The organism is Pseudomonas sp. GW460-LB5 (genome assembly GCF_059423245.1).
The window spans coordinates 14,596-40,872 of record NZ_JBWKXT010000006.1 but is presented as its reverse complement, the minus strand read 5'-3'; the positions used below and the strand labels follow the sequence as shown (position 1 = coordinate 40,872).

Annotated in this window: 23 protein-coding genes and 1 pseudogene; 11 read left to right on the top strand and 13 right to left on the bottom strand. The window is 62.4% G+C overall.

All coding sequences use genetic code 11. The features are described 5' to 3' along the window. The first annotated feature begins 132 nt into the window (after positions 1 to 132). Positions 133 to 1,173 (top strand): threonine aldolase family protein, encoded by a 1,041-nt coding sequence (locus AC07XM_RS06225; RefSeq protein WP_016484534.1) that lies wholly within the window; start codon positions 133 to 135, stop codon positions 1,171 to 1,173. A gap of 105 nt (positions 1,174 to 1,278) precedes the next feature. On the opposite strand, the gene mcpH is transcribed toward AC07XM_RS06225, so the two are convergent. From mcpH to AC07XM_RS06210, 3 genes are all read right to left on the bottom strand, one after another. After that, positions 1,279 to 3,216 (bottom strand): methyl-accepting chemotaxis protein McpH, encoded by a 1,938-nt coding sequence (mcpH, locus tag AC07XM_RS06220; protein WP_016484533.1) that lies wholly within the window; start codon positions 3,214 to 3,216, stop codon positions 1,279 to 1,281. A gap of 187 nt (positions 3,217 to 3,403) precedes the next feature. After that, positions 3,404 to 3,706, bottom strand: a complete 303-nt coding sequence (locus AC07XM_RS06215) for a cell division protein ZapA (protein ID WP_016484532.1) — start codon at positions 3,704 to 3,706, stop codon at positions 3,404 to 3,406. Beyond that, positions 3,703 to 3,933 (bottom strand): hypothetical protein, encoded by a 231-nt coding sequence (locus tag AC07XM_RS06210; RefSeq protein ID WP_016484531.1) that lies wholly within the window; start codon positions 3,931 to 3,933, stop codon positions 3,703 to 3,705. The genes AC07XM_RS06215 and AC07XM_RS06210 overlap by 4 nt, the downstream gene beginning before the upstream one ends. Before the next feature lie 276 nt (positions 3,934 to 4,209). Between AC07XM_RS06210 and AC07XM_RS06205 the strand changes: the two are divergent. The 3 genes and pseudogenes from AC07XM_RS06205 to AC07XM_RS06195 all read left to right on the top strand — a co-directional run. Continuing rightward, positions 4,210 to 4,980: pseudogene (locus AC07XM_RS06205) on the top strand (MCP four helix bundle domain-containing protein); the annotation flags it as partial. After that, a complete protein-coding gene (locus AC07XM_RS06200) occupies positions 4,963 to 5,835 on the top strand; it encodes a methyl-accepting chemotaxis protein (protein WP_408981009.1) in 873 nt (290 codons plus the stop codon). The pseudogene AC07XM_RS06205 and the gene AC07XM_RS06200, both read left to right, overlap by 18 nt. Positions 5,836 to 6,243: 408 nt before the next feature. Further along, positions 6,244 to 6,699 carry an REP-associated tyrosine transposase gene (locus AC07XM_RS06195; RefSeq protein ID WP_102688917.1) on the top strand — a complete coding sequence of 152 codons (456 nt, stop codon included), beginning with the start codon at positions 6,244 to 6,246 and terminating at the stop codon, positions 6,697 to 6,699. 121 nt (positions 6,700 to 6,820) lie between these two features. Here the strand turns inward: AC07XM_RS06195 and gbcB are convergent, their stop codons facing one another. Beyond that, positions 6,821 to 7,921, bottom strand: coding sequence for a glycine betaine monooxygenase reductase subunit (gbcB, locus tag AC07XM_RS06190; RefSeq protein WP_016484528.1), 1,101 nt, complete (start codon positions 7,919 to 7,921; stop codon positions 6,821 to 6,823). Between the two features lie 308 nt (positions 7,922 to 8,229). Between gbcB and gbca the strand changes: the two genes are divergently transcribed. After that, positions 8,230 to 9,522: a glycine betaine monooxygenase oxygenase subunit gene (gene gbca / locus AC07XM_RS06185; protein WP_016484527.1), complete on the top strand. Its 1,293-nt coding sequence runs from the start codon at positions 8,230 to 8,232 to the stop codon at positions 9,520 to 9,522. A 78-nt stretch (positions 9,523 to 9,600) separates the two neighbouring features. Here the strand turns inward: gbca and AC07XM_RS06180 are convergent, their stop codons facing one another. From AC07XM_RS06180 to AC07XM_RS06150, 7 genes are all read right to left on the bottom strand, one after another. After that, positions 9,601 to 10,407 carry an RHS repeat-associated core domain-containing protein gene (locus AC07XM_RS06180; protein ID WP_224372423.1) on the bottom strand — a complete coding sequence of 269 codons (807 nt, stop codon included), beginning with the start codon at positions 10,405 to 10,407 and terminating at the stop codon, positions 9,601 to 9,603. Positions 10,408 to 11,174: 767 nt separating this feature from the next. Further along, positions 11,175 to 11,945 (bottom strand): electron transfer flavoprotein subunit beta, encoded by a 771-nt coding sequence (gene etfB / locus AC07XM_RS06175; RefSeq protein ID WP_016484524.1) that lies wholly within the window; start codon positions 11,943 to 11,945, stop codon positions 11,175 to 11,177. Positions 11,946 to 11,955: 10 nt separating this feature from the next. Further along, entirely contained in the window at positions 11,956 to 13,188 is a 1,233-nt protein-coding gene (etfA, locus tag AC07XM_RS06170) for an electron transfer flavoprotein subunit alpha (RefSeq protein WP_016484523.1), read from the bottom strand. Continuing rightward, positions 13,188 to 15,140: a dimethylglycine demethylation protein DgcB gene (gene dgcB / locus AC07XM_RS06165; protein WP_016484522.1), complete on the bottom strand. Its 1,953-nt coding sequence runs from the start codon at positions 15,138 to 15,140 to the stop codon at positions 13,188 to 13,190. Before dgcB ends, etfA begins: the two co-directional genes overlap by 1 nt. A 164-nt stretch (positions 15,141 to 15,304) precedes the next feature. Next, complete coding sequence (gene dgcA / locus AC07XM_RS06160) at positions 15,305 to 17,365, bottom strand: dimethylglycine demethylation protein DgcA (RefSeq protein WP_016484521.1); 2,061 nt, start codon at positions 17,363 to 17,365, stop codon at positions 15,305 to 15,307. A gap of 15 nt (positions 17,366 to 17,380) precedes the next feature. Then, on the bottom strand, positions 17,381 to 17,911 hold the full coding sequence (locus tag AC07XM_RS06155) for a DUF5943 domain-containing protein (RefSeq protein WP_012316656.1): 531 nt from the start codon (positions 17,909 to 17,911) through the stop codon (positions 17,381 to 17,383). A gap of 76 nt (positions 17,912 to 17,987) precedes the next feature. Next, complete coding sequence (locus tag AC07XM_RS06150; RefSeq protein WP_003255700.1) at positions 17,988 to 18,965, bottom strand: dipeptidase; 978 nt, start codon at positions 18,963 to 18,965, stop codon at positions 17,988 to 17,990. Between the two features lie 283 nt (positions 18,966 to 19,248). Here AC07XM_RS06150 and AC07XM_RS06145 point away from each other — a divergent pair, with 283 nt between their 5' ends. Further along, a complete protein-coding gene (locus AC07XM_RS06145; RefSeq protein WP_060518030.1) occupies positions 19,249 to 19,650 on the top strand; it encodes a lysozyme inhibitor LprI family protein in 402 nt (133 codons plus the stop codon). Positions 19,651 to 19,811: 161 nt separating this feature from the next. Here AC07XM_RS06145 and AC07XM_RS06140 read toward each other — a convergent pair whose 3' ends face one another. After that, a complete protein-coding gene (locus AC07XM_RS06140; RefSeq protein ID WP_016484519.1) occupies positions 19,812 to 20,756 on the bottom strand; it encodes a GlxA family transcriptional regulator in 945 nt (314 codons plus the stop codon). A gap of 146 nt (positions 20,757 to 20,902) precedes the next feature. Here AC07XM_RS06140 and choX point away from each other — a divergent pair, with 146 nt between their 5' ends. From choX to AC07XM_RS06115, 5 genes are all read left to right on the top strand, one after another. Further along, positions 20,903 to 21,847 (top strand): choline ABC transporter substrate-binding protein, encoded by a 945-nt coding sequence (gene choX / locus AC07XM_RS06135; protein WP_016484518.1) that lies wholly within the window; start codon positions 20,903 to 20,905, stop codon positions 21,845 to 21,847. A 123-nt stretch (positions 21,848 to 21,970) separates the two neighbouring features. Then, complete coding sequence (cdhC, locus tag AC07XM_RS06130) at positions 21,971 to 22,855, top strand: 3-dehydrocarnitine:acetyl-CoA trimethylamine transferase CdhC (protein ID WP_016484517.1); 885 nt, start codon at positions 21,971 to 21,973, stop codon at positions 22,853 to 22,855. A gap of 18 nt (positions 22,856 to 22,873) precedes the next feature. Continuing rightward, the gene (locus AC07XM_RS06125) at positions 22,874 to 23,839 is read left to right on the top strand and encodes an L-carnitine dehydrogenase (RefSeq protein ID WP_016484516.1); all 966 of its coding nucleotides are present in this window, start codon (positions 22,874 to 22,876) and stop codon (positions 23,837 to 23,839) included. A 10-nt stretch (positions 23,840 to 23,849) separates the two neighbouring features. Beyond that, positions 23,850 to 24,320, top strand: a complete 471-nt coding sequence (locus AC07XM_RS06120; RefSeq protein WP_102688916.1) for a thioesterase family protein — start codon at positions 23,850 to 23,852, stop codon at positions 24,318 to 24,320. 270 nt (positions 24,321 to 24,590) lie between these two features. After that, positions 24,591 to 24,848, top strand: a complete 258-nt coding sequence (locus AC07XM_RS06115; protein ID WP_016484514.1) for a hypothetical protein — start codon at positions 24,591 to 24,593, stop codon at positions 24,846 to 24,848. Positions 24,849 to 25,010: 162 nt separating this feature from the next. Here AC07XM_RS06115 and gbdR read toward each other — a convergent pair whose 3' ends face one another. Next, the gene (gbdR, locus tag AC07XM_RS06110; RefSeq protein WP_016484513.1) at positions 25,011 to 26,117 is read right to left on the bottom strand and encodes a choline metabolism transcriptional regulator GbdR; all 1,107 of its coding nucleotides are present in this window, start codon (positions 26,115 to 26,117) and stop codon (positions 25,011 to 25,013) included. Between the last annotated feature and the right edge of the window lie 160 nt (positions 26,118 to 26,277).

Here is a 26,277-nt window from a genome sequence, read left to right as displayed (position 1 = left end):
ATGCATGGCCATTGTGGGAGCGGGCTTGCCCCCCGAAGAGGCCGACGCAGATCCCACTGAAAGCAGCTTGTATAGGCAACCGCTGAATCGATGGTTTAGAGTGCTGTTCTGCGTCGTTCACAGGACCGTGTCATGACAGATAAGAGCCAACAATTCGCCAGCGACAACTATTCCGGTATCTGCCCCGAAGCCTGGGCGGCGATGGAAAAGGCCAACCACGGCCACGACCGCGCCTATGGCGACGATCAATGGACCGAGCGCGCCTCGGAATACTTCCGCAACCTGTTTGAAACCGACTGCGAGGTATTTTTCGCCTTCAACGGCACCGCCGCCAACTCCCTGGCCCTGGCCTCGCTGTGCCAGAGCTACCACAGCGTCATTTGCTCCGAGACCGCCCACGTCGAAACCGACGAATGCGGCGCGCCGGAGTTCTTTTCCAACGGCTCCAAGCTGCTGACGGCCGCCAGCGTCGACGGCAAGCTGACGCCAGAGTCCATCCGCGAAGTGGCGCTGAAGCGCCAGGACATCCACTACCCCAAGCCGCGGGTCGTGACCATTACCCAGGCCACAGAAGTGGGCACCGTGTACCGCCCCGACGAGCTGAAGGCGATCAGCGCGACCTGCAAGGAGCTGGGGCTGAACCTGCACATGGACGGCGCGCGCTTTACCAATGCCTGCGCATTCCTGGGCTGCAGCCCGGCCGAGCTGACCTGGAAGGCCGGTGTGGATGTATTGTGCTTCGGCGGCACCAAGAACGGCATGGCGGTGGGTGAAGCAATCCTGTTCTTCAACCGCCAACTGGCCGAAGACTTCGATTACCGCTGCAAGCAGGCCGGTCAACTGGCGTCGAAAATGCGCTTCCTGTCTGCGCCATGGGTGGGGCTGCTGGAAGATGGCGCCTGGTTGCGCCATGGCAACCACGCCAACCATTGCGCGCAGTTGCTGGCATCGTTGGTGAGTGACTTGCCGGGGGTGGAGCTGATGTTCCCGGTGGAGGCCAACGGGGTGTTCCTGCAAATGCCGGAGCCTGCGATTGAAGCGCTGCGCGGCAAGGGGTGGAGGTTCTATACCTTTATCGGCAGCGGCGGGGCACGGTTCATGTGTTCCTGGGATACCGAGCAAGAGCGGGTGCGCGAACTGGCAGCGGATATCCGCAGTATCATCACCGCCTGACAGGCCCCAATCGCCGGCAAGCCAGCCCCCACATGGACCACACAAGGCTCAGGCCTGTGGTGATCCTGTAGGAGCTGGCTTGCCGGCGTTGAAGCCCACACCGATCTAAAGCCTGAACCCACCCATCTGCCGCGCCAGGTCATCAGCCAAGCCACGCAACGCCTGGCACTCTTCACGGCAGCCCTGAACTTCCGCCGCCGTCTCCCGGGCCAGGTCAGAAATCCCCTGCACCGTGCGGTTGATCTCTTCGGTCACCGCCGACTGCTCTTCGGTCGCCGTGGCCACCTGATGGTTCATGTCGCTGATGTGTTCCACCTGGTCGGTAATCGCGCCCAACGACGCCCCGGTACGCTGGCTTGATTCAACGCCACTGCCGGTCGCCTGCTGCCCCGCCTGCATCGAGCTCACCGCCGAACCCGCGCCCTGCTTCAGGCGCTGGATCATCTGCTGCACTTCGTCGGTGGACAGTTGCGTACGTCGCGCCAGCGTTCGCACCTCGTCGGCCACCACAGCAAACCCGCGCCCCATCTCCCCGGCCCGCGCCGCCTCGATGGCTGCGTTCAGCGCCAGCAGGTTGGTTTGTTCGGAAATGCTGCGGATCACCGCGAGAACTTCATCAATAGAGGCGACTTCGTTGGCCAGCTGGCTGACGGCATCGGCTGCCTTGACGATGTCGCCCGACATGCCCTCGATGCCCTGAATCGAACGCCGTACCACCTCACGCGCCTGCAAGGCTTCATCCCGTGCCGACTGCGAGGCCTGCGCCGCATCACCCGCATTGCGGGCAATGTCCTGCACCGTCAGGCCCATTTCGTGCACGGCAGTGGCAACCATTTCGGTCATTTCCTGTTGCCGCCCTGAGCGCTCGGCCGTGTTGTCCACCACTTGGGTTACCTGCTCAACCGCACGATGCAGCCGTTCGGAGGTGTGCAAAACCTCGCCAATCAGGCTGCGCTGGCTGTCGAGAAAGCGGTTGAAACCCCGGGCCAGGTCACCCAGCTCATCCTGGCGCGAGTCATCCAGGCGGTGGCTAAGGTCGCCTGCGCCACTGCCAATCTGCACCAGCGCAGCGGTAACGCGGCGGATAGGCCGCACCAGGCCGCGCGCCAGCAGCACCACCAGCAGCAGCGACACCAGGGCCACACCGCCACCGATCAGGCTGGTCAGCCATACCGCCTGATGCATTTGCGCGTAGATTTCCGACTCCGGCACCTCGGCCACCAAGGTCCAGTCAAGGTCGCGCAGGGGCAGGCCGAGTGCCAGATACCGTTCACCGTCACGGCTGAAGCGGCTGCTGCGCAGGCCTTCGCCGCCCGTCATTACAGCCTTGGCAGCGTCCGTACCGAGCTGCTCGGTGAGCTGGCGCTTGCCACTGAAGGCAGCGTCCGGGTGCACCTGGATCAGGCCATCGTTACGTACCAGAAAGACCTTGCCATGCTCGCCAAAGCTGAAGTCGTGAATCAGCTTCGACAGCTCGGTCATGCGCAGGCCCATGCCGGCCACGCCCACCAGCTTGCCAGCCTTTTCCACGCGATAATCGATGAACAGCGCCAGCTCCCCAGTGGCTCCGTCGATGTCGATGTTGATAAACCGCTCGGCGCCGCTGTCGATGTAGCCGTAGAACCACTTGTCCTTGGGGTTGCTGCGGCTGAGGGTACGGTCCAGGCCATTTTCGTTGTAGTAATGGCCGGTTTCGGTCGAGGCAAACAAGGTGGTGAAGGCGCGGTTGCGCTGTTTGGCGGCGCCCAGGTATTCGATGAATGCCGCAGCCTGGGCGGGGTCTTCACCGGCAGCCAGCCAGTCGCGCAGCAGCGTGTTGCCGGCAATGTCCGCCGCAGCCACCAGTGGCTGGCCGAGCATGCGCTCGATGTCATTGCGGATGGCCTCGACACTGGCAGGCAGGGCAGTGTCGACCAGGTAGCGGTCGGTGAGGCGGTTGAGCGCCACGGTGAAGATGATGACCACCACCAGGATGCTGGCCAACAGGGCTGCGCCCATGCTGGTGATCAACTGCCACTGGATGCTTTTACGCCAGATACGCATGCCCCTACTCCCCCGCACATTATTGTTTTGCGAGAAGTGTATACACTTGCGTATCCAGTTAATCCAGTGACCTGGAACAATGAGTTGGGGCTTTGGGGCTGCTGCGCAGCCCATTCGCAGCACAAGGCTGCTCCTACAGGGAGCGGCCTTGTGTCGCGATTGGGGCGCAAAGCGCCCCAGCTATCGATCAGGACTCTGCAATGGTCCGCACGATGGCGTCCACCGTGGCGTCGATCTGCGCCTGGGTACGCGCAAGGGTCTGCTGATGTTCTTTCTGCAGTTCAACCTGTTTGGAGCACAGGTTAAGGGCAGCCAGCACCAGCAATTTGTCACCGATCAGGGTCGGGTACTGACGCTTGGTTTCGTTCAGGGCGGTGTTGAGCATCCGCACCGCCTGGGCCAGGGTTTCTTCCTGGCCTTCGGGCGCCTTGATCGAATAGTCGATGCCGAGAATCGACACGACATTGACCGGCTGCTCTTGCAATCTCATGCGCCAGCAACGCCAGCGCTGGCGCGATCAACCAGGGCCTGCAGGCGGGCGGCGGTGCTGCCGTTCTTCTCTTCCTGCTCCATCAGCGACAGCTGCAGGGTTTCGTTTTCTTCCTTGGCCTGGGCCAATTGCGTGCCAAGGGCGGTGTTCTGCTCGGTGAGTTGAGCGTTCTTCTGCATCAGGTCGCTGACCAGTTGCTCGATTTGATTCAGGGAAGCTTCCAGCATGGGTCTATCTCAGGTTGTTGCGAGGGGCGCACACGATAAAGAAAAGCGCGGCCCATCGCCATTAAAAATCGGATTCACAAGGTGTCTGGCCCGCAGATTGACAGGGTAATCACCCCCTTGTTCCGACCTGGGTCAACCGCCGGTCAGGAAAAGGTTAGCGCGCTCACAAATTTAGCGGGGCGCGCTCAAGACTGGCCAGTCACGACCGATAGCCCGGCAAGTCATGTTTTGTCGCACTTCGCGCACTCTTTATCCCTTGCCTGGATCTTCCCCTCCATGTCTCTACGCAACATGAATATCGCCCCGCGCGCGCTGCTCGGCTTCGCGCTCATCGGCCTGCTGATGCTCGGCCTTGGTATCTTCTCACTGGTGCAAATGGGCAACATTCGCCACGCGGGCGTGGCCATCGAGCAAGTCAACGTGCCCAGCATCAAGATCCTCGACGAAATCACCGCGCTCAACCTGCGCATGCGCACCCTGTCCTATCGACTGCTGATCAACCGCGAGCCTGCCATCCAAAGCGATACCCTCAACCTGCTGGACCAGCGCAACAGCCAGATCGACCGTGCGCGCCAGGCCTATTTGCCGATGATCGCCGCCGGTGATGAACAGGCGGCGTTCGACCAGTACGGCCAGTTGCTCAACCAGTACCGCCAACTGGAATCGCGCATGCGCAGCCTGAGCCAGGCCGGCCGCGTCGACGAACTGCGCGACCTGCTCAACCGCGACCTGCTGGCCAACTCCGAGCAAATCAACAAGGTCATGGAAACCCTGGTGCGTATCAACACCGAACAGACCCGTTCCACCAACGAGAAGGCCGCCAGCCAGTACGACACTGCCTTCACCCTGGTGATCGGCCTGCTGGTTGCCGCTACCGTGCTGACATTCGCGTGCGCCCTTTTGTTGACCCGCAGCATCGTCAAGCCGATTGATGAGGCGCTCAAATGCGCCGAGCAGGTCGCCGACGGTGACCTGACCCACATCATCCGCGCCGAAGGCACCGACGAAGCCGCCCGCCTGCTGCGTGCCATGGCCCGCATGCAAGACAAGCTACGCGACACCCTGCAGCAGATCGCCGGCTCCGCCACCCAGCTGGCCTCGGCGGCCGAAGAATTGAACGCCGTCACCGACGAAAGTGCCCGTGGCCTGCAACAGCAGAACAACGAAATTGAACAAGCCGCCACTGCCGTGACTGAAATGACCAGTGCGGTGGAGGAAGTGGCGCGAAATGCCGTGAGTACCTCAGAGGCATCCAGTGAAGCCAGCCGTTCCACTGGCGACGGTCGTGACCTGGTGATGGAGACGGTGGGCGCCATCGAGCGCATGAGCGGTGACGTGCAGGCCACAGCAAAACTGATCACGCACCTGGCCGAACAGTCGCGCGACATTGGCAAGGTACTCGACGTGATCCGCGGCCTGGCCGACCAGACCAACCTGCTGGCGCTCAATGCTGCCATTGAGGCGGCGCGCGCCGGCGAAGCGGGCCGTGGCTTTGCCGTGGTAGCGGATGAAGTGCGTGCGCTGGCGCACCGTACCCAGCAGTCGACCAGCGAGATCGAACGGATGATTGGCAGCATTCAAGGCGGCACGGAAGAGGCAGTGGAGTCGATGCGCACCAGCACTGAACGCGCCGAGTCGACGCTGAACATCGCCCGCGGTGCTGGCTTGGCGTTGGACACCATTGCCGGGGCGGTGGCACAGATCAACGAGCGTAACCTGGTGATCGCCAGCGCGGCGGAAGAGCAGGCACAAGTGGCGCGGGAAGTGGACCGCAACCTGGTGAACATCAATGACCTGTCGGTGCAGAGTGCTACGGGGGCGCATCAGACCAGTGCGGCGAGTGCTGAGCTGTCGCGCTTGGCCGTGGACCTGAATGGGTTGGTGGCACGGTTCCGTACATGACAATGTTGGGGCCGCTGTGCGGCCCATTCGCGGGACAAGCCCGCTCCCACAGGTTCGGCGCTGGCTTTAGGGATTCTGTTAGCCTGCCAGAGGCTCGGCGCTGGCTTGAGGGATTCTGCTAGCCTGCCAGAGGCTCGGCGCTGGCTTGAGGGATTCTGTTAGCCTGCCAGAGGCTCGGCGCTGGCTTGAGGGATTCTGTTAGCCTGCCAGAGGCTCGGGGCTGGTGTGAGGGCTACGGTGAGCCTCCCCCAGGGTCTGTGCTGATCTGAAGGGTACGGTGAGCCTGTGGGAGCGGGCTTGCCCCGCGAAGAGGCCAGCGTTGCTACCCAACATCCAGAAAACATTCCACACCGCACGCCACTGACATCTCACCTAGTGTTGTCCCAGATCTCACATCAGGGACCCCACATGGACCGTGCCCAATCCCATCTGCTGCGCCGCGGCCGTTTTTCTCAGCCGGGGGGGCTTTACCTGCTGACCACGGTCACTCATGAACGTCAGCAGATCTTCACTCAATTCAACTACGCCCGTGGCGTGATCCTGCAACTGAGACAGGCGGAGCTCGATGGGCTTTGCCGGTCCCTGGCCTGGGTGGTCATGCCCGACCATGTGCATTGGCTGATTGAGTTGCAAAGTGGCACGTTGAGCTGCTTGATGCGCAGGTTCAAATCACGGAGTAGTCATGCGCTCTATCAGCGGGGCATGTCACGCAAGAAAATATGGCAGCCGGGCTATCAGAACCGGGCCTTGCGGCGGAAAGAAAGTGTGCTGCACGTGGCGAGGTACATCGTTGCCAATCCCATAAGAGCCGGGCTGGTTGACCGTGCGGGCGACTACTCACATTGGGATGCTGTATGGATCTGATGGCCCTTTCGCGGGACAAGCCCGCTCCCACAGGTTTACCGAAACCTTCAGACCAGGGGTAAACCTGTGGGAGCGGGCTTGTCCCGCGAATGGGCTGCAAAGCAGCCCCAGCATTACTGGATCAGTAATCGATCCGCACATCCCCTTTCGGCACGCTGCAGCACGACAGGATGTAGCCCTCGGCTTCATCCTCTTCGGTGATGCCGCCGTTGTGCTCCATCTCCACTTCGCCGCCCAGCTTGAGCACCTTGCAAGTGCCGCAGATGCCCATGCCGCAGGCTTTCGGGATCATCAGGCCAACCTTGGCTGCGGCCGCATGCACAGTCTCGCCCGGGGCGATGCGGATGCTCTTGTCGCTGCCGATGAACTCCACCAGGTTGAGGTCGGATACATCCAGCTCCGGTGCGTCGGCCGCCTGTTCGGCGTGCTCCACCGCATCGGCCTTGGCCTCGGCCGGCGTCGCACCAAACGACTCCTCGTGATAATTCTTCATGTCGAAACCGACGGCTTCGAGCATGCGCTTGACCGCCGTCATATAAGGCGTCGGGCCGCAGCAAAACACCACGCGCTCCATGTAGTCAGGGGCGATCAGTTCCATGAGTCGCTGATTCAGGTAACCGCGGTACCCCGCCCATGGCTCGCCCAGGCCATGCTTCTCGCAAATGATATGCAGGCTGAAGTTGGGGATGCGCGAGGCCATCTGTTCCAGCTCGCGATGGTAGATGATGTCCTTCGGCGAACGGGCGCTGTGCACGAACACCATGTCGACGTTGGCGTTGGTGTCATAGAACCAGCGCGCCATCGACATGACCGGCGTAATGCCGACACCGCCCGACAGGTACAGCGCCTTGCCCGCCGGGAAGTCGATGGCGTTGAACAGCCCCACCGGGCCGTGTACCGGCAGTTCGGCGCCTTCGTGCATGGTGTCGTGCAAGAAGTTGGACACCAAGCCACCCGGCACGCGCTTCACTGTGATCGAAAAACTGTAGGGCACCGACGGCGAACTGGAAATGGTGTAGGAACGCATCACCGGCTTGCCTTCGATCTCCAGCTCCAGGGTGACGAACTGCCCGGGCTTGAAGAAGAACATGATCGGCTGGTCGGCCATGAAGCAGAAGGTGCGCACGTCCCAGGTCTCCTGGATGACCTTGACGCAGCGCACGATGTGGCGGCCGTTGGCCCAGGTCTGGGTGGTGACCGGATTGAGGAAGGTATCGGACATGTTCATCTCCAGCAGCCGACTAGTGGGCTTTTTATGGCTTGGATAATGCGCAAGCTGAGAGCGACGTACATTCCTGCCAGCGACATCGGCGTGCTTATCGCGACCAGCCCCGCGCTACAAGGGCTGGCGCGTCGTAATTCAATTCGGCCATGTCGCCCATGGATACGGTTCGCGGCGTCTTCGGACGCACACTCCACGGCAAATAAACATGCCTGCTGTTTAAACAAAAAGCCGCTGATAACCGCCTTGCGGCAACAACAACGATTAGCCACCTTTTGCCGGCCGCACACGGCCCCGAGGAATACACGATGGACGTCACCGCAACCCTGAGCCTGGGCGATCCACTGGAACCTGCACGCAAGGCTACCGCCGAGATGCTGCAGACCCGCGAGCGCACCTACTCGCTGCCCCAGCCTTTCTACACCGACGAGCGTCTGTTCCAGATCGACATGCAGGAGATCTTCCAGAAAGAATGGTTGATCGCTGGCATGACTTGCGAAATTCCGGCGAAAGGTAACTACATCACCCTGCAGATCGGCAAAAACCCGATCCTGGTGGTGCGGGGTGCCGAAGGCAAGGTGCACGCCTTCCATAACGTCTGCCGCCACCGTGGTTCGCGTTTGTGCGTCAGCGACAAAGGCAAGGTGGCCAAGCTGGTCTGCCATTACCACCAGTGGACCTATGAACTGGACGGCCGCCTGCTGTTCGCCGGCACCGAAATGGGCGCCGACTTCGACATGAAGGAGTACGGCCTGAAGCCGGTGCATGTGAAGGTGGCCGGTGGCTATATCTTCATCAGCCTGGCAGAAAACCCGCCTGCCATCGACGAGTTCCTGGCTACCCTGGAACACTACATGGAACCGTACGACATGGAGAACACCAAGGTGGCGGTGCACACCACCTTGATGGAAAAGGCCAACTGGAAGCTGGTGCTGGAAAACAACCGCGAGTGCTACCACTGCAGCGGTTCGCACCCGGAGCTGCTGCAAACCCTGCTGGAGTGGGACGACACCAACGACCCGCGCGCCAGCCAGGAATTCAAGGACCACGTGGCCGCTTCGGCCGCCGCCTGGGAAGCCGAAAAGATCCCGTACCTGCACAAGAGCCATGGCCTGCGTAACCGTATCGTGCGCATGCCCCTGCTCAAAGGCACGGTATCGATGACCATGGACGGCAAACAGGCCTGCCAGAAGCTGATGGGCCGCATCAAGAACCCGGACCTGGGCTCGATGCGCATCCTGCACCTGCCGCACTCGTGGAACCACTGCATGGGCGACCACATGATTGTGTTCACCGTGTGGCCGATCAGCGCCCAGGAAACCATGGTCACCACCAAGTGGCTGGTGCACAAGGATGCGGTCGAAGGCGTCGATTACGACCCGGAGCGCATGCGCAAGGTGTGGGACGCTACCAACGACCAGGACCGCCGCCTGGCGGAAGAGAACCAGCGTGGCATCAACTCCACGGCGTACCAGCCTGGGCCTTACTCGAAGACTTACGAGTTTGGTGTGGTGAACTTCATTGACTGGTACAGCGACCGCGTGTTGGCCAACTTGGGCGCAGAGCCTGCTCCATACCTGAAAGAGGTGAAGGCGCAGTAAACCATCATCGGTGGCCTGGCAGCGCTCCGAACTTAACAGCGTGAGCGCGCCAGGCAAACCGTATGCTCGGAGATTTCCCTATACCTGGACATCATGAGGCACCGATCGTAACGACCTGATCCAGCTCGCAGCGGCTGCAAATCCTCTGCCTACATATGCCAACCCACGGCCTACGGTAGAGAGCATCTCGTCCAACATCGTCAAATCCATGAACGTATTCCCCAATAACCGGTGAGTGTCACGTGGATAAGTCCGCATGTAGTGGGCTACTTCACGTGCTGCGGCGAAATTTCCTGTCAAACCACCGCTCAGATTTGTGACCGTATTTCCTAGCGCGATGAGATCCACAGCGCTCTGAACGCTTGGGGTCACCCCGTTGGCAGCGGCGACCACCTGCCCGGCTACGCCAAAAGCGCCGGTCAAACTGAACTGCTGGTTCGAAATTCTGGCTGTAAGCGGTAGCTCCTGATAATCAGCGGGCACGCCGTTAGCCAACCGAGCAGCCGACCTGCGCCCGACCACATTCCTCATTGTTCGAACCGTCGCGCCCGAGAAGGTGGCACCGCTGGAGAGCAAGCCAATGCCCCTGAGTATGACGCCCCAGAATGCACCGTTTGGGTCATGCCGGTTTACCGGATCTCCGCCACAGTAGGCGTACCCATTGATACCCCCCTTGGAAAACGGGCTGAGCGAGTCACAGGTCGTAAAGCGCAAGAGGGTCGGGCTATAGAAGCGACGGCCATTGCCCAACGGATAATTGCCCGTGAGCGGATCACGATGCTGGCCACCAAAAGCCAGCACCGGTGCTGGGCTGGTTTTCATGAAGCCGTAAGGTGAATAAGCGTGCAGACCTGGCAACACGGAGCGCTGCAGGTCTGTCGTCAAAAAATGAGCCGCCATAGGTTATGCACAAGTTTTAATTGTTTGGAATACCGTAGCGGTGAATGAAAGGTGTGGCTACTGACATAAATATCAGGTGAATGACTGCTCATTTTTTGATCAAAGCCAGCAAGGCAGCCTAACTGTTGGGCCACAGAGGACTCCATACACCTTATCCACAGACTCACCAACAGAGTTTGTGAACAAAGCGCGAACATGCAGCGCGTCGGGTGTGGATAAGCGATTCAACGCCTTGAAAATCAGTGATCTGAAGATATCCATGCCCATTTGATCATTTCTTAATCAATCACTCACAAGCGAGTAGCTGCGCGGCTTTCAGGTAGCGCCGAACAGATTATCCACAGACCCGCTAACAGCGATTGTGGGCAAAACCTGTGGGACGCACGCATATCTGTGGCTGAGGAGCCGGCTCACATTTGATCAGTTTATGATCAAAACTCTCTAAGCCCCGTTATATATGGCCCCCAGCCATGCACCAACACTTTATCCACACCTTGGCGAACAGATTCCGTGGGCAAAACAGAGTTGCACCTGATGGTTGTGCCATTTCCGTCAAATCTGGCGGTGTGGTGGGGAAAAGGAGGGACTTATGCACAGGCGGAATGGGCCTGCAACAGATCAGGGGGTCGTTGTGGGAGCGGGCTTGCCCCGCGAAGCTGGCGACGCGGTGCATGGCACCGGCTGCGCCGGTGTTCGCGGGGCAAGCCCGCTCCCACAGAGTGAGGGGGGCTTGCCGAAGAGCGCGTAAGGCTTTAGCGCAGCACGCCCTCTTCCACCAGCAGCTTGAGGATGGCCTCAGCACCTTCCTGTGGCGAAACATCCTTCAGCACCTTGCCACCGCCGCCACTGGCCTTTGCCGTTGCTGCTTTCATGCGGTCCGCACCGCTCTTGGCCTTGATCACCTTCAGGCGCTTGGGCCGGGGACGGGCCGGTTGCAACTCGGCATCGGCCAGCAACTCATCTTCGACAATGGCCACATTACGCGCAGCCAGCACACCCCGTCGCGCGGGCCCGAATGCGCTCTGGCGCGGCTTGGGCGCAGCGTTATCCACAGTCGCCAGCAACGGCAGGCGCACTTTCAGCCGGCGCCGCTGGCCCCGCGGCAACGCCTGCAAGACCTGGGCGGTGCCGTTCTCGATCGACTCCACCTCGGCCAGCCCCACGATCAACGGCCAGCCAAGTTTTTCGGCCAGCAGGAAGGGCAGCATGCCCGAGCCTTCACCCGTCTCGGCCTGGCTACCGGTCAGCACCAGCTGTGCCCCGGCGTCGCGCAGGTAATCCCCCAGCACGCCCAGCACATCGGCACCGGCCGGCTGCTCCAGCACGTCAAGATGGTCCAGGCCCATGCCCAGGTAGGCGCGCAGCGCTTCTTCCTGTGGGTTGCCGGCATGGACCACCTGCAAGTTATCCCCAGCCAGCTGCAAACCCAGTTCCACGGCGCGGGCATCCTGCTCGGCGCGGCGGGCGCGCCCGGAGCTTGGGTGGGCACCGATGGAAACCAGGCTGATCACTTTCGTACTCATGCTCGTGCCCTTATGCCGCGTCGCGCTGGCCGCCGCTGCGGTAGTTGTCCACAGCCTCGATCAGTGCCTTGAGAATCGCCGAACTGTCGCCAATCACCGACAGGTCCGCCCGTTTGATCATGTCGCAGCCCGGGTCCATGTTGATCGCCACCACCTTGTCGCAGGCGCCGATGCCCTGCAGGTGCTGGATGGCACCCGAGATGCCCACAGCCACGTACACGCGCGCGGTGACCCAGGTACCGGTGGCACCCACCTGGCGATTGCGCGGCATGAAGCCGTCGTCCACCGCCACCCGCGAGGCACCTTCGGTGGCGCCAAGGGCTGCGGTGGCCTGGTGGTACAGGTCCCAGTCCTTGACCCCATTGCCGCCCGAGATGATGAACTCGGCCTCGGCCATGGCAATGGTGGCCGGGTCCACGGCCACCGAGCCCAGGTCTTCGATGCGCGACAGGCTGCGCGCCACGCGTGTGGACAACTCCACCGGCAAGGCTTCGTGACGGGTTTCGCTGACCGGCTCCGCGCACTCGGCGGCCGCCAGGATCAGCCGTGGCACGGCACGTTGCAGGTCTTGCTGGCCGGCGCCGGCGCGGCCGATGCACTGACCGTCCTTGACCTGCCACACCCGCGTGGCCGGGCGCTCGCCCAGCGCCGCGCCCAGGCGTCGGCCCAGTTCGCCGCCACCGGTGCGGCTGTCGGGCAGCAGCCAGTGGCGCGGGGTGAACTGGTTATCCACAGCCCGCAGGCCCTGCACCAGTTGCTCCGGTGCATAACCCTCGAAGGCCTCGCCCTCGATGACCAGCAGGCGGTCGACACCGGCTGTGGAAAAGTTGCTTTCCTTGTGCTCGTTAAAGACCACCGCCAGCACCGCGCCGTCACTGCCGGCCAGGCTGTGGGCCAGGCCGAGCAAATCGCGGTCGTGGCTGCTCAGGCGACCACCGACCATGTCCGGCACCACGGCGATGTAGAACGCCGGCGCCGGCACCTGGTGCAGCGGCAGCTTGACCTCTGCCGCCGCCGTGCGACGCCCGCCCACACCGGTACCCTGCTGGGCGCCGCTGCGGTCGATGCGCTTGATGCCGGCCGGGCCGATGAAGCCTGCGGCAATCGCATGGGGGTTCTTGCGGATCAGGCCATTGGGCCCCATCCAGCTGGTCTGTTGCGTCTGCATGGCCGCATGCAGCGGGTGCAGGCGGTTACGGGCGATCCACTCGGCGCGTGGGTCGCGGCGGATAATGTCGCTCATCAGTGCACCTCCGCAGGTTCACGTTTGGCCGTTTGCGGCTTTGCGGCAGAAGGCGCGTCCTCTTCGATCAGCACGTCGGCCACCAGCTCGGCCAGGTCCTTGATCTGCGGGCGCGGTTCGACCACGCCTTCGAGCATGGCGGTGCATTGTGGGCAACCCACGGCCACCAGCTCGGCCTCGGTCTCACGGATGTCGTCCATGCGCATGTCGGGGATACGCTGCTTGCCCGGGATGTCAGTGATCGGCGCCCCACCGCCACCGCCGCAGCAACGGGAACGGAAGCCCGAGCGCTGCATCTCGCGCACTTCAATACCCAGCGCCTTGAGCACTTCACGCGGTGCTTCGTACTCACCGTTGTAGCGGCCCAGGTAGCAAGGGTCGTGGTAGGTGACGCTGCCGCCCTTGTGCTGGCCGAGGTTGAGCTTGTTGGCCGCGATCAGTTCGGCCATGTAGGTGCTGTGGTGCTGCACCTGGTAGTCGCCGCCCAATGCGCCGTACTCGTTCTTCAGCACATGGAAGCTGTGCGGGTCGCAGGTGACGATGCGCTGGAACGTGTACTTGGCCAGGGTCTGGATATTGCGTTTGGCCAGTTGCTGGAAAGTCGCTTCGTCGCCCAGGCGGCGGGCAACGTCGCCACTGTCGCGTTCTTCCAGGCCGAGCACGGCAAAGTCCACGCCCGAGGCCTTCAACACTTTGACAAACGAACGCAGGGTGCGCTGGTTGCGCATGTCGAAGGCACCGTCGCCAACCCAGAACAGCACGTCGGTGGTTTTCACCTCCGACAGCAGTTGCAGGTTGAGGTCGGCTGCCCAGTTCATGCGCCCGCCGGGGGCGAAGCCGCCTGGGTTGTCAGTGGCGATCAGGTTGTCCAGCACCTCGGCGCCCTTGTTCGGGGTGGCGCCCTTTTCCAGGGTGAGGTGGCGGCGCATGTCGACGATGGCATCGACGTGCTCGATCATCATCGGGCATTCCTCGACGCAGGCACGGCAAGTGGTGCACGACCACAGCGTTTCGGCGTCGACCAGACCATTGACGATCGGCTGGTGCGGGTGGCCGCCATGCTCACCGATCGGCTTGCCCGGGTACGGGCTGCCGGCGAACTGGGCGTCCGTGCCGCCGGCCAGGCCGATGACCATGTCCTGAATGAGCTTTTTCGGGTTCAGCGGCTGGCCGGCAGCAAAGGCCGGGCACATAGCTTCACATTTACCGCACTGCACGCAGGCGTCGAAGCCCAGCAGCTGGTTCCAGGTGAAGTCCGCCGGCTTTTCCACGCCCAGCGGCGCGTTCGGGTCTTCCAGGTCCAGCGGCTTGAGACCGGTGGAGCGGCCGCCGCCGAAGCGCTCGGCACGGCGGTGCCAGGCCAGGTGCAGGGCACCGGCGAAGGCGTGCTTCATAGGGCCGCCCCAGGTCATGCCGAAGAACAGCTCCGACACACCCCACAGCACGCCCAGGCCGAGTACGGCGACCATCACCCAGCCGCCCGTGTTGGCGGGCAGGATGCCGGCGACCGGCAGGGTGGCAATGAAGAAGCTTGCGGCGAATACCAGCAGGCTCTTCGGCAAGCGCATCCACGGCCCCTTGGACAGGCGCGATGGCGGGTTGAGGCGGCGCTTGAAGACAAAGATGGCCCCGGTAAACATGATTACCGTGGCTACCAGTAACGCGTAGCCGAGGATTTTGCTCTGCAGGCCAAAGCCATGCACCAGAATCGCCAGCGCGGCCGACAGCACGAAGCCGCCTGCGGTAGCCACGTGGGTCTTGGACATGTACTTATCGCGCTCGACCACGTGGTGCAGGTCCACCAGGTAGCGCCGCGGCATGGCCAGCAGGCCGCCGATCAGGTCGACCTTGGAAGCCCGGCCACGCCGCCACATGCGCACCCGGCGCAGGGCGCCGAGCACTGCCAGGCCAAGGGCAGCGAACAGCAGGATGGGTAGAAGGGTGTTCAACATGGGAGGCTCCCACAACAACAGCTGAATTCTTGCGCCGCTATGCCCCTTGTGGGAGCGGGCTTGTCCCGCGAAGACGTCCGGCCTGACAACATCGTTGTTGGTGCTGACGCATTCGCGGGGCAAGCCCGCTCCCACAGGGGTCTACGGCGTTTAGGCGCGCGGGATCAGAAATCCTTGCACAGCCGCAAGGCGTCGTAGATCGCTGCATGCACGTTGCGCTGGGCCACGCAGTCGCCGATCCGATACAGCAGGTAGCCCTCGCCCGGCTGGCTGAGGATCGGCTGCGGCTTGATGGCGAACAGCGCCTCCACATCGATCTGGCCCTTGTTGCGCGAGCCGTCCTTCAGCGCGTAGTACAGTGCTTCATCAGGCCGCACGCCGTTCTCGATCACCACCTGGTCGACCACGCGTTCTTCCTTGGCGCCGGTGTATTCGTTCTCCAGCACCGCCACCAGCTTGTCGCCTTCGCGGTAGACCTTTTCCAGCATCATGTCGCCGGTCATGATCACTTCTTTCGGGTACATGCTGCGGTAGTAGGTCGGGAAGGTCGTGCCGCCCATGGCCACGCCCGGCTTGATGTCGTCGGTGACGATTTCAACCTGGCTGCCTTTGTCGGCAATGTAGTCTGCTGCCGACATGCCGGTGAATTCACAAATGGTGTCGTACACCAGCACGTTCTTGCCCGGCGCAACCTTGCCGTCGAGTACGTCCCAGCTGCTGACCACCAGCCCTTCGGCAGCGCCCCAGTGCTCGTTCTGCTCGACGAACGGATGGCCGCCCACCGCCAGCACGATCACGTCCGGGCGCAGGTCCTGGATGGCGTCCACGCTGGCAGCGGTCCCCAGGCGCAGGTCCACTTTCAGGCGCGCCAGTTCCAGCTGGTACCAGCGGGTAATACCGGCGATCTGGTCACGCTGCGGTGCCTTGGCGGCAATGGTGATCTGCCCGCCGATCTGGTCTTTTTTCTCGAACAGGGTCACGTCGTGGCCACGTTCGGCGGCCACGCGGGCCGCTTCCATGCCGGCCGGGCCTGCGCCAACCACCACCACCTTGCGCTTGACGCCGGTGGTCTTCTCGATGATGTGCGGCACCCCCATGTATTCACGGGAGGTGGCGGCGTTCTGGATGCACAGTACATCCAGGCCCTGGTACTGGCGGTCGATGCAGTAGTTGGCGCCGACGCACTGTTTGATCTGGTCAATCTGGCCCATCTTGATCTTGGCGATCAGGTGCGGGTCAGCCATGTGAGCACGGGTCATGCCGACCATGTCCACGTAGCCGCCTTCAAGAATGCGCGTGGCCTGGTTCGGGTCCTTGATGTTCTGCGCGTGCAGTACCGGGACCTTGACCACTTCCTTGATGCCGGCCGCCAGGTGCAGGAACGGCTCTGGCGGGTAGCTCATGTTCGGGATGACGTTGGCCAGGGTGTTGTGGGTGTCGCAACCCGAGCCGACCACGCCAATGAAGTCGAGCATGCCGGTGCCGTCGTAATACGCGGCGATCTGTTTCATGTCCTCGTGGCTGAGGCCATCAGGGTGGAACTCGTCGCCACAGATACGCATGCCCACACAGAAGTCGTCACCCACTTCGGCGCGCACCGCTTTCAGTACTTCCAGGCCGAACTTCATGCGGCCTTCAAACGTGCCGCCCCATTCGTCGGTACGTTTGTTGACCCGCGGGCTCCAGAACTGGTCGATCATGTGCTGGTGCACGGCCGACAGTTCCACGCCGTCCAGGCCGCCCTCTTTGGCACGCCGCGCGGCCTGCGCGTAGTTGCCGATGACGCGCCAGATCTCTTCCACCTCGATGGTCTTGCAGGTGGCGCGGTGCACAGGTTCACGGATACCCGACGGCGACATCAGGGTCGGCCAGTTGAAGCCGTCCCAGCGCGAGCGACGGCCCATGTGGGTAATCTGGATCATGATCTTGGCGCCATGCTTGTGCATGGCGTCAGCCAGGTTCTGGAAGTGCGGGATGATACGGTCGGTCGACAGGTTGACCGACGCCCACCATTCCTGCGGGCTGTCGATGGCAACAACGGACGACCCGCCGCAGATCGCCAGGCCGATGCCGCCCTTGGCCTTCTCTTCGTAGTACTTCACATAGCGGTCGGTGGTCATGCCGCCGTCAGTGGCGTAAACCTCGGCGTGCGCGGTGCTGAGCACGCGGTTGCGGATGGTCAGTTTGCCGATCTGGATCGGCTGGAACATTGCTTCGAATGCCATGACGCTATCTCCGGCTTACAACGGCTTTGTAACGAACAGGCCATCTTCGTGGCCTTCTTCCGACCCGCCGTAGACCTGTTCGGCCACGGTGCGGATCGAGCTGCCGCGGGCAGCGAGAATCTGGTCCATTGCGCCGGCGAACCAGCCGGTGAACATGTAGTCGACCTTGCGGCCACACTTGCCGTACACGTACACGAACGCCGAGTGCTTGAGCTTGACGCTGCAGGTGCCTTTGTCCAGGTCGATGTCCTGGATCTCGAACAGGCCCCAGCCACGCTGGCTCAGGCGCTTCATGTAGTGCTCGAACACCGCTACGCCTTCCAGGCCATGGCACTCAGCTTCTTTTTCACACCAGTGCCAGGCGGACTTGTAGCCGGCCTTGTAGAGGATCTCGGCATAGGCGTCGGCGCCCAGCACTTCCTCGATGCCCATGTGGTTGTTGACGAAGAAGTGGCGCGGCACGTACAGCATCGGCAAGGCGTCGCTGGTCCAGACACCGGTTTCGCTGTCGACTTCGATTGGCAATTGCGGGGCGATCTTGGCCATGGAAACTCAACTCCATAAAATTTTTATGTGGGTGCCCCGGCGTTGCTGGCAGGGGCTTTCAGGCTTGGAGAGCGGCTTACTCGCCCCAGACGTCCTTGAGGACGTTGACCCAGTTCTCGCCCATGATCTTGCGCACCACACGCTCGGAATGGCCGCGCTTGAGCAAGGTTTCGGTGAGGTTGGGGAATTCGCCCACGGTGCGGATGCCCAGCGGGTTGATGATCTTGCCGAAGTTGGTGAGGCGGCGGGCGTAGCCCTTGTCGTGGGTCAGGTACTCGAAGAAGTCCTGGCCGTGGCCCTGGGTGAAGTCGGTACCGATACCGATGGCGTCTTCACCGACAATGTTCATGGTGTACTCAATGGCTTCGGCGTAGTCGTCGATGGTGGAGTCGATGCCTTTGGCCAGGAACGGCGCGAACATGGTCACGCCGACGAAGCCGCCGTGGTCGGCGATGAACTTCAGCTCTTCATCCGACTTGTTGCGCGGGTGCTCTTTCAGGCCCGATGGCAGGCAGTGCGAGTAGCACACCGGCTTTTTCGATTCGAGGATGACCTCTTCGGAAGTCTTGGAGCCGACGTGGGACAGGTCGCACATGATGCCGACGCGGTTCATTTCCGCGACGATCTCGCGGCCGAAGCCCGACAGCCCGCCGTCACGCTCGTAGCAGCCGGTGCCCACCAGGTTCTGGGTGTTGTAGCACATCTGCACGATGCCTACGCCCAGCTGCTTGAACACGTCAACGTAAGCGATCTGGTCTTCGAACGCATGGGCGTTCTGGAAGCCGAACAGGATGCCAGTCTTGCCCAGCTCCTTGGCCTTGCGGATGTCGGCGGTGGTGCGCACCGGCATCACCAGGTCGCTGTTGTCACGGATCAGCTTCTGGCTGGAGGCAATGTTGTCGACGGTAGCCTTGAACCCTTCCCAGACCGACACCGTGCAGTTGGCCGCAGTCAGCCCGCCTTTGCGCATGTCCTCGAACAGCTCGCGGTTCCATTTGGCAATGATCAGGCCGTCGATGACGATGCTGTCGGCGTGAAGTTCGGCTGGGCTCATCAGGCTGTCCCCTTTTATTGAATGGTTGGCGCCAAACCTTGTGCCGGCGCTTTGGGGCCAGCATATGCCTGTGCCCAAAGGCGCCCCGATGCAAAAACGACAGGGGGTTTGCCGAAAGCGTCAATGCGCGACAACACGCCCTCTGGCACGCCGTCTGGCGATGAGAGACAGTCTCGATAACGACCTTTCTGGCGGCTTTATGAACATTTGGACAGGTGGCTACCACAGCGCCGTCGTCTGAGCGAGAATCCTGCGATTCGTCAGCCTGTTGAGGAGAAAAGGGATGAAATCATTGGCATGGCTGGTATTGCTGGCCGTCGTATCGGGCGCCCACGCCGGGGAGGAAGAAAGCACCCCGTGCGACAACGTCGAGACCGACCAGCAGACCTACGCCTGCGCGGCGTTCAACAAGCAGACGGCAGAGCGGGAGCTGAAGTCGGCTTACGATGACTTGATCCAGCGCATTCGCGATCAATATGCCGACGAAGGCGACCAGGCCACTGCCCTGATCGGGCGCATGGACGCGGCAGAGAAGCTGTGGATGCAACTGCGCGATGCTGATTGCAAGGTCGAGACCTATGCCGAAAAGGCGGGGAGCAAGGCATTCCAGGCGGCCTGGGATACCTGCGTGGCCCAGCGCAGTGATGACCGGTCGGAGTATTTGCAGTCCATTGGCCAGCAGTAAACCTGCACCGGCCTCTTCGCGGGACAAGCCCGCTCCCACAGGATCACCTCAGCCACTGAGGACTGCCATGGTCCTGTGGCCCAGGACTCAACAGAGCCTGAGAGATGTGGGGTCCCTGTGGGAGCGGGCTTGTCCCGCGAAGAGGCCAGCACTGACAAACATCAAACCGCCCTGGCCAACCTGTCCTCCCGCGGGCAACGATGATACCGGGCCCTATAACAGCGGGTAAAATACGAAGCCGACTCAAACCCACACGCCACGCCCACCTCCAGCACACTCATGTCGGTCTGGCGCAACAACTGCCTGGCCTTATCCAGCCGCAGTCGCAAATAGAAACCACTGGGCGTGTCGTCCAGGTGCACACGAAACAGCCGTTCCAGCTGCCGCCGGGTCACCTGCACCGCTTCTGCCAGCACCTGGGTATTGAGTGGCTGCTCGGTATTGCGCTCCATTTCGCCAATCACCTTCACCAGCTTCTTGTTGCTGATGCCATAGCGACTGGCGATCTGCATGCGCTGATGGTCTTGTCGCTGGCGGATACGCCCGAGCACGAATTGCTCCGACACCTGCACCGCCAACTCGCTGCCATGGGCCTGTGCAATCAGGTCGAGCATCAGGTCAATGGACGCCGTACCGCCAGCGCAGGTGATACGCCGGCGGTCGATCTCGAACAACTCCTGGGTCGCCTGCAGGCTCGGGTAGTTTTCCTTGAACGCCTCCAGCGCCTCCCAGTGCACGGTGGCGCGGTGGCCGTCGAGCAGGCCGGACTCGGCCAGTACAACGGCGCCGGTATCGATACCGCCCAGGATCACCCCGTCGTGGTCCAGGCGGCGTAGCGCCTGCTGCAGGCCCGGCCCGTAACAGGCCAGGGGATCGAAACCGGCCACGATCAGCAAAATGCCCGCAGGCTCGCCCGCGGCCAACGCCGCATCGGCGTTCACCGACATGCCGTTGCTGGCCTGCACCGCCCCGCCATCCAGGCTCAGCACCTGCCAGCGGTACGACGGGCCCTTGAACCGGTTGGCTACCCGCAGCGGCTCCAGGGCACTGATGAAGCCCATGGCCGAGAACCCGGGCAACAGCAGAAAATGAATGGTTTGCAGCATTGCATGCTCCACGGCAAAGGTGGTCGCCTCCGTGCAAGTGTTGGTCGCCAGGGTGCGATTTTTCACCCTGCCAGCAGCGTAGCGTGTTCACACGGTCCAGAGAGACCGAACCCCATAACAATATGCACTGCCGATGGAGAGCCACCATGCACAGCTTGATCCGCCGCAGCCTGTTGACCCTTGCCCTGAGTAGCATCGCCACTTCCCCGCTTTACGCCGCAGAGCCCGCGGCCTGCAAGAACGTGCGCCTGGGCGTGGTCAACTGGACCGACGTCATCGCCACCAGCGCCATGGCCCAGGTGCTGCTCGATGGCCTTGGCTACCAGACCAAACAGACCAGCGCTTCGCAGCAGATCATTTTCGCCGGCATCCGCGACAAGCGCCTGGACATGTTCCTGGGTTACTGGAACCCGATCATGACCCAGACCATCACACCGTTCATCGATGCCCAGCAGGTAAAGGTACTGGAAAAGCCCAGCCTGGAAGATGCGCGGGCGACCCTGGCAGTGCCGAAGTACCTGTATGACAAAGGCCTGAAGACCTTCGCCGACATTCACAAGTTCGAGAAAGAGCTGGGCGGCAAGATTTATGGCATCGAGCCAGGCTCGGGCGCCAACACCCAGATCAAGGCCATGATCACCAAGAACCAGTTCGGCCTGGGCAAGTTCCAGCTGGTCGAGTCCAGCGAGGCCGGCATGCTCGCTGCCGTCGACCGCGCCGTGCGCCGCAAGGAGGCCGTGGTGTTCTTCGGCTGGGCGCCGCACCCGATGAACGTGAACATCGACATGGCCTACCTGGGTGACAGCCAGGATGCCTTGGGCCCTGACGAAGGCCGCGCCACGGTATGGACGGTAACTGCGCCGGACTACGCCGAACGCTGCCCCAACGCCCACCGCCTGCTGGCCAACCTGAACTTCAGCGCCGAGGACGAGAGCCGCATGATGCAGCCGCTGCTCGACCACAAGGACGCACTGGAATCGGCCCGCCAGTGGCTCAACGACCACCCCGACGACAAGGCCCGCTGGCTCGAAGGGGTCACCACCTTCGACGGCAAGCCTGCGGCCGAGAACCTCAAGCTCACCGCCAACTGATCCGGCCTCTTCGCGGGGCAAGCCCGCTCCCACAGGTACAGCGTAACACTCAGGATCTCGCTGATCCTGTGGGAGCGGGCTCGCCCCGCGAAAGGGCCATCACAGACACTACAAGGAACCGCCATGAACCACGACGTCATCATCACCTGCGCCCTCACCGGCGCCGGTGACACCGCCTCGAAAAGCCACTTGGTCCCGGTCACCCCCAAGCAGATCGCCGAATCCGCCGTCGAAGCCGCCAAAGCCGGCGCCACCGTGGTCCACTGCCATGTCCGCGACCCGCAAACCGGCCGTTTCAGCCGCGACGTAAACCTTTACCGCGAAGTCATGGAACGCATCCGCGAGGCCGATGTGGACATCATCGTCAACCTCACCGCCGGCATGGGTGGCGACCTGGAAATCGGCCCAGGCGAAACGCCCCTGGAGTTCGGCCCGGGCACCGACCTGATCGGCCCGCTGGAGCGCCTGGCCCATGTCGAGGCCCTGTTGCCGGAAATCTGCACCCTCGACTGCGGCACGCTCAACTTCGGCGACGGCAATTCGATCTACGTCTCCACCCCGGCGCAACTGCGCGCCGGCGCCAAACGCATCACCGAACTGGGCGTGAAAGCTGAACTGGAAATTTTCGACACCGGCCACCTGTGGTTCGCCAAGCAGATGATCAAGGAAGGGCTGCTCGAAGACCCGCTGTTCCAGCTGTGCCTGGGCATTCCCTGGGGCGCACCGGCCGACACCACCACCATGAAGGCGATGGTCGACAACCTGCCCGCCAATGTCACCTGGGCTGGCTTCGGCATCGGACGCATGCAGATGCCGATGGCCGCGCAAGCTGTGTTACTCGGCGGCAATGTGCGGGTAGGCCTGGAAGACAACCTGTACCTGGACCGCGGGGTGCTGGCCAGCAACGGCCAGTTGGTCGAGCGGGCGGTGGAGATCATTTCGCGCCTCGGTGCCCGCGTGCTGACCCCGGCAGAAGGCCGGGAAAAGATGAACCTCAAACGCCGCTGATCACTTCAGGAGACTGATATGCCCTTCATCACCGAGATCAAGACCTTCGCCGCGCTGGGTAGCGGCGTAATCGGCAGCGGCTGGGTTGCCCGCGCCCTTGCCCACGGCCTGGACGTGGTCGCCTGGGACCCGGCGCCCGGTGCCGAGCAAGCACTGCGCAAGCGCATCGCCAACGCGTGGCCGGCGCTTGAAAAACAGGGCCTGGCCCAAGGTGCATCACAGGGTCGGCTGAAAGTCGTCAGCACCCTCGAAGAATGCGTACGCGACGCCGATTTCATCCAGGAAAGCGCACCCGAGCGGCTGGACCTCAAGCTCGACCTGCACGCAAAAATCAGCGCCGCCGCCAAGCCCGAGGCCATCATCGGTTCCAGCACTTCAGGCCTGCTGCCCAGCGAGTTCTACGAGTCGGCTACCCACCCCGAACGCTGCGTGGTCGGCCACCCGTTCAACCCGGTTTACCTGCTACCGTTGGTCGAAATCGTCGGCGGCAAGCGTACCGCGCCTGAAGCCATCGAGGCGGCAAAGACCATCTACACCGCGCTGGGCATGCGCCCGTTGCATGTACGCAAGGAAGTGCCCGGTTTCATTGCCGACCGCCTGCTCGAAGCGCTGTGGCGCGAGGCGCTGCACCTGGTCAACGATGGCGTGGCGACCACCGGTGAGATCGACGATGCCATCCGCTTTGGCGCAGGCCTGCGGTGGTCGTTCATGGGCACTTTCCTCACCTACACCCTGGCCGGTGGCGATGCCGGCATGCGCCACTTCATGTCGCAGTTCGGCCCGGCCCTCAAGCTGCCCTGGACGTACCTGCCGGCACCAGAGCTGACCGACAAGCTGATCGACGATGTGGTGGACGGCACCTCGGAGCAACTGGGCGAGCGCAGCATCGCCGCGCTGGAGCGCTATCGTGATGACACCCTGCTGGCGGTGCTGGAGGCTGTGAAGACCAGCAAGGCCACACACGGCATGGCCTTTGGCGATTGAGGAGTAAGCAATGCCCGCACTTGTGACCTACCGCACCCCAGTCCAGGAGGACTGGGTCGATTACAACGGGCATCTGCGCGATGCCTTCTACCTGCTGATTTTCAGCTACGCCACCGATGCGCTGATGGAGCGCATCGGCCTGGACGCCGACAGCCGTGGGCTAAGCGGAAATTCCCTGTTTACCCTGGAGGCGCACATCAACTACCTGCATGAGGTGAAGCTGGGGGCCGAGGTGTGGGTGCAGACGCAGATCATCGGGTTCGACCGCAAGCGCCTGCACGTCTACCACAGCCTGCACCGGGCCGGGTTCGACGAGGTGCTGGCTGCAAGTGAGCAGATGCTGTTGCATGTAGACCTGGCGGGGCCGAAGTCAGCACCTTTTAGTGAACAGAGTGCGCAATTGCTGCAAAACCTGGCAGATAGCCAGCGCGACTTGCCTGCTGCGCAATTCATCGGCCGCGTCCTGCAATTACCCCACTGAGCGCTCAAAAAAATAACCCCGGAAAGCCGTGAGCATCCGGGGTCAAGAGCGAGCAACATCCACTGTGCATGAGTGAGGGTGACCAAACCCTCGTGGACCGTGAATGACTGCAGTCTGCTGGCTTCCCGGAAGCGGCAATTAGCCGGGAACGACCTGTTCTTAGCCAAACCAGCCATTGCGACATTCAGCCCTTGCGGGCCTGTCGCTGCAGACACAGAATCGGTCGTAAATCACAGCAGCACTCTCTTCGCGATAAAAGGGACAACAGCCATGATGCATGCGGATTTGATTGATCAGGACGACCTGGCAGGCCACCTGCGCGCGCGCGGTTTCGACATCCCCGCCGGGGCCACTGCCGAGCAGGCCTGCGAGGCGGTGGTATGCGGGCTGACCGAGCCCAATGCGCGGGCACTGAAAGGGATGGTCGAGCAGATGTATACCGGCAGCGCGACGATTTTGCCGGCAGTGCGCCAAGCGATCGACAAGCAGTTGTTGCCGGCGTTGGCGGCGTTCAACAAACGCGCGTAACTCATTCATCCAGGACCGGCCCCTTCGCGGAACAAGCCCGCTCCCACAGGCTCAACGCCGGTTCACACTCAGCGGATGGCCTGTGGGAGCAGGCCACCGCTGGTTCAGCTTCAGCGGTCGACTCGTGGGGGCGGGCTTGCCCCGCATAAGAGTCGACTCGAATCAGAGCCTTACACTGGCAAAGGTCGACTCGTTGCGCGCCTGGCTCAGGGCCGCCATCGGCCCACTGTGCGGCGACAGGGTCATGGCCTGCGGAATCGGCATCATGGCCACCTGCTGCGCAGTGTTGGACCCCACGCGCTCGTCACGTGGCGGAATGCCGAAGTACTCGCGGTAGCACTTGGAGAAGTGCGGTGTGGACACAAAGCCGCACACCGACGCCACTTCGATGATCGACATCGGCGTCTGCTTGAGCAACTGCCGCGCACGAATCAGGCGCAGTTTCAGGTAGTAACGCGATGGCGAGCAGTGCAGGTACTTCTGGAACAGCCGCTCAAGCTGGCGACGCGACACCGACACGTACACCGCCAGTTCGTCGAGGTCGATCGGCTCTTCGAGGTTGGCCTCCATCAGCGCCACGATTTCCTGCAGCTTTGGCTGGTTGGTACCCAGCATGTGCTTGAGCGGCACGCGCTGGTGGTCCTGCTCGTTGCGGATGCGCTCGTACACGAACATCTCGGAAATGGCCGCCGACAGCTCGCGGCCATGGTCGCGGCTGATCAGGTGCAACATCATGTCCAGCGGTGCAGTGCCGCCAGAGCTGGTGAAGCGATTGCGGTCGAGGGTGAACAGCCGGGTGCTCATGTTCACCCGCGGGTAGGCCTCCTGCATGGCCGCCAGACACTCCCAGTGCACACTGCAATCGAAACCGTCGAGCAGCCCGGCACAGGCCAGGGCCCAGCTGCCAGTGCACACCGCGCCCAGGCGGCGCGACTGGCGGGCCTGGGCTTGCAGCCAGGTGACATGCTCACGGGTAACGGTGCGCTGGATACCTACCCCACCGCAGACGATCACGGTATCGATGGGCGGCGCGCTGTGCATGGCGGCATCCGGGGTGATCTGCAGGCCGTCGCTGGCCCAGACCTGGCCGCCGTCGACCGTCAGGGTGTGCCAGCGATACAGCTCGCGGCCGGACAGCTGGTTGGCCATACGCAGCGGCTCGACAGCCGATGCCAGGGAAATCAGGGTGAAATTGTCCAGTAGAAGAAACCCGATGGACTGGGGTGCTGTGCGGTTCTGGGTTGGGGTCCCGGAGGTGTACGACGTCATCGCGATTTCTCCTCACACAAATGCAGGGTGTGCCTCAGGCGGACACTGATTTCTTGTTATGACCCCTCGGTCATTTTCCGGGGGCATGTTTGCCAATATCAACGCAAAGGCCGTGCCTGAAATTGAACGGCTATCCAAAAAAACCTGAAAACGACACCTT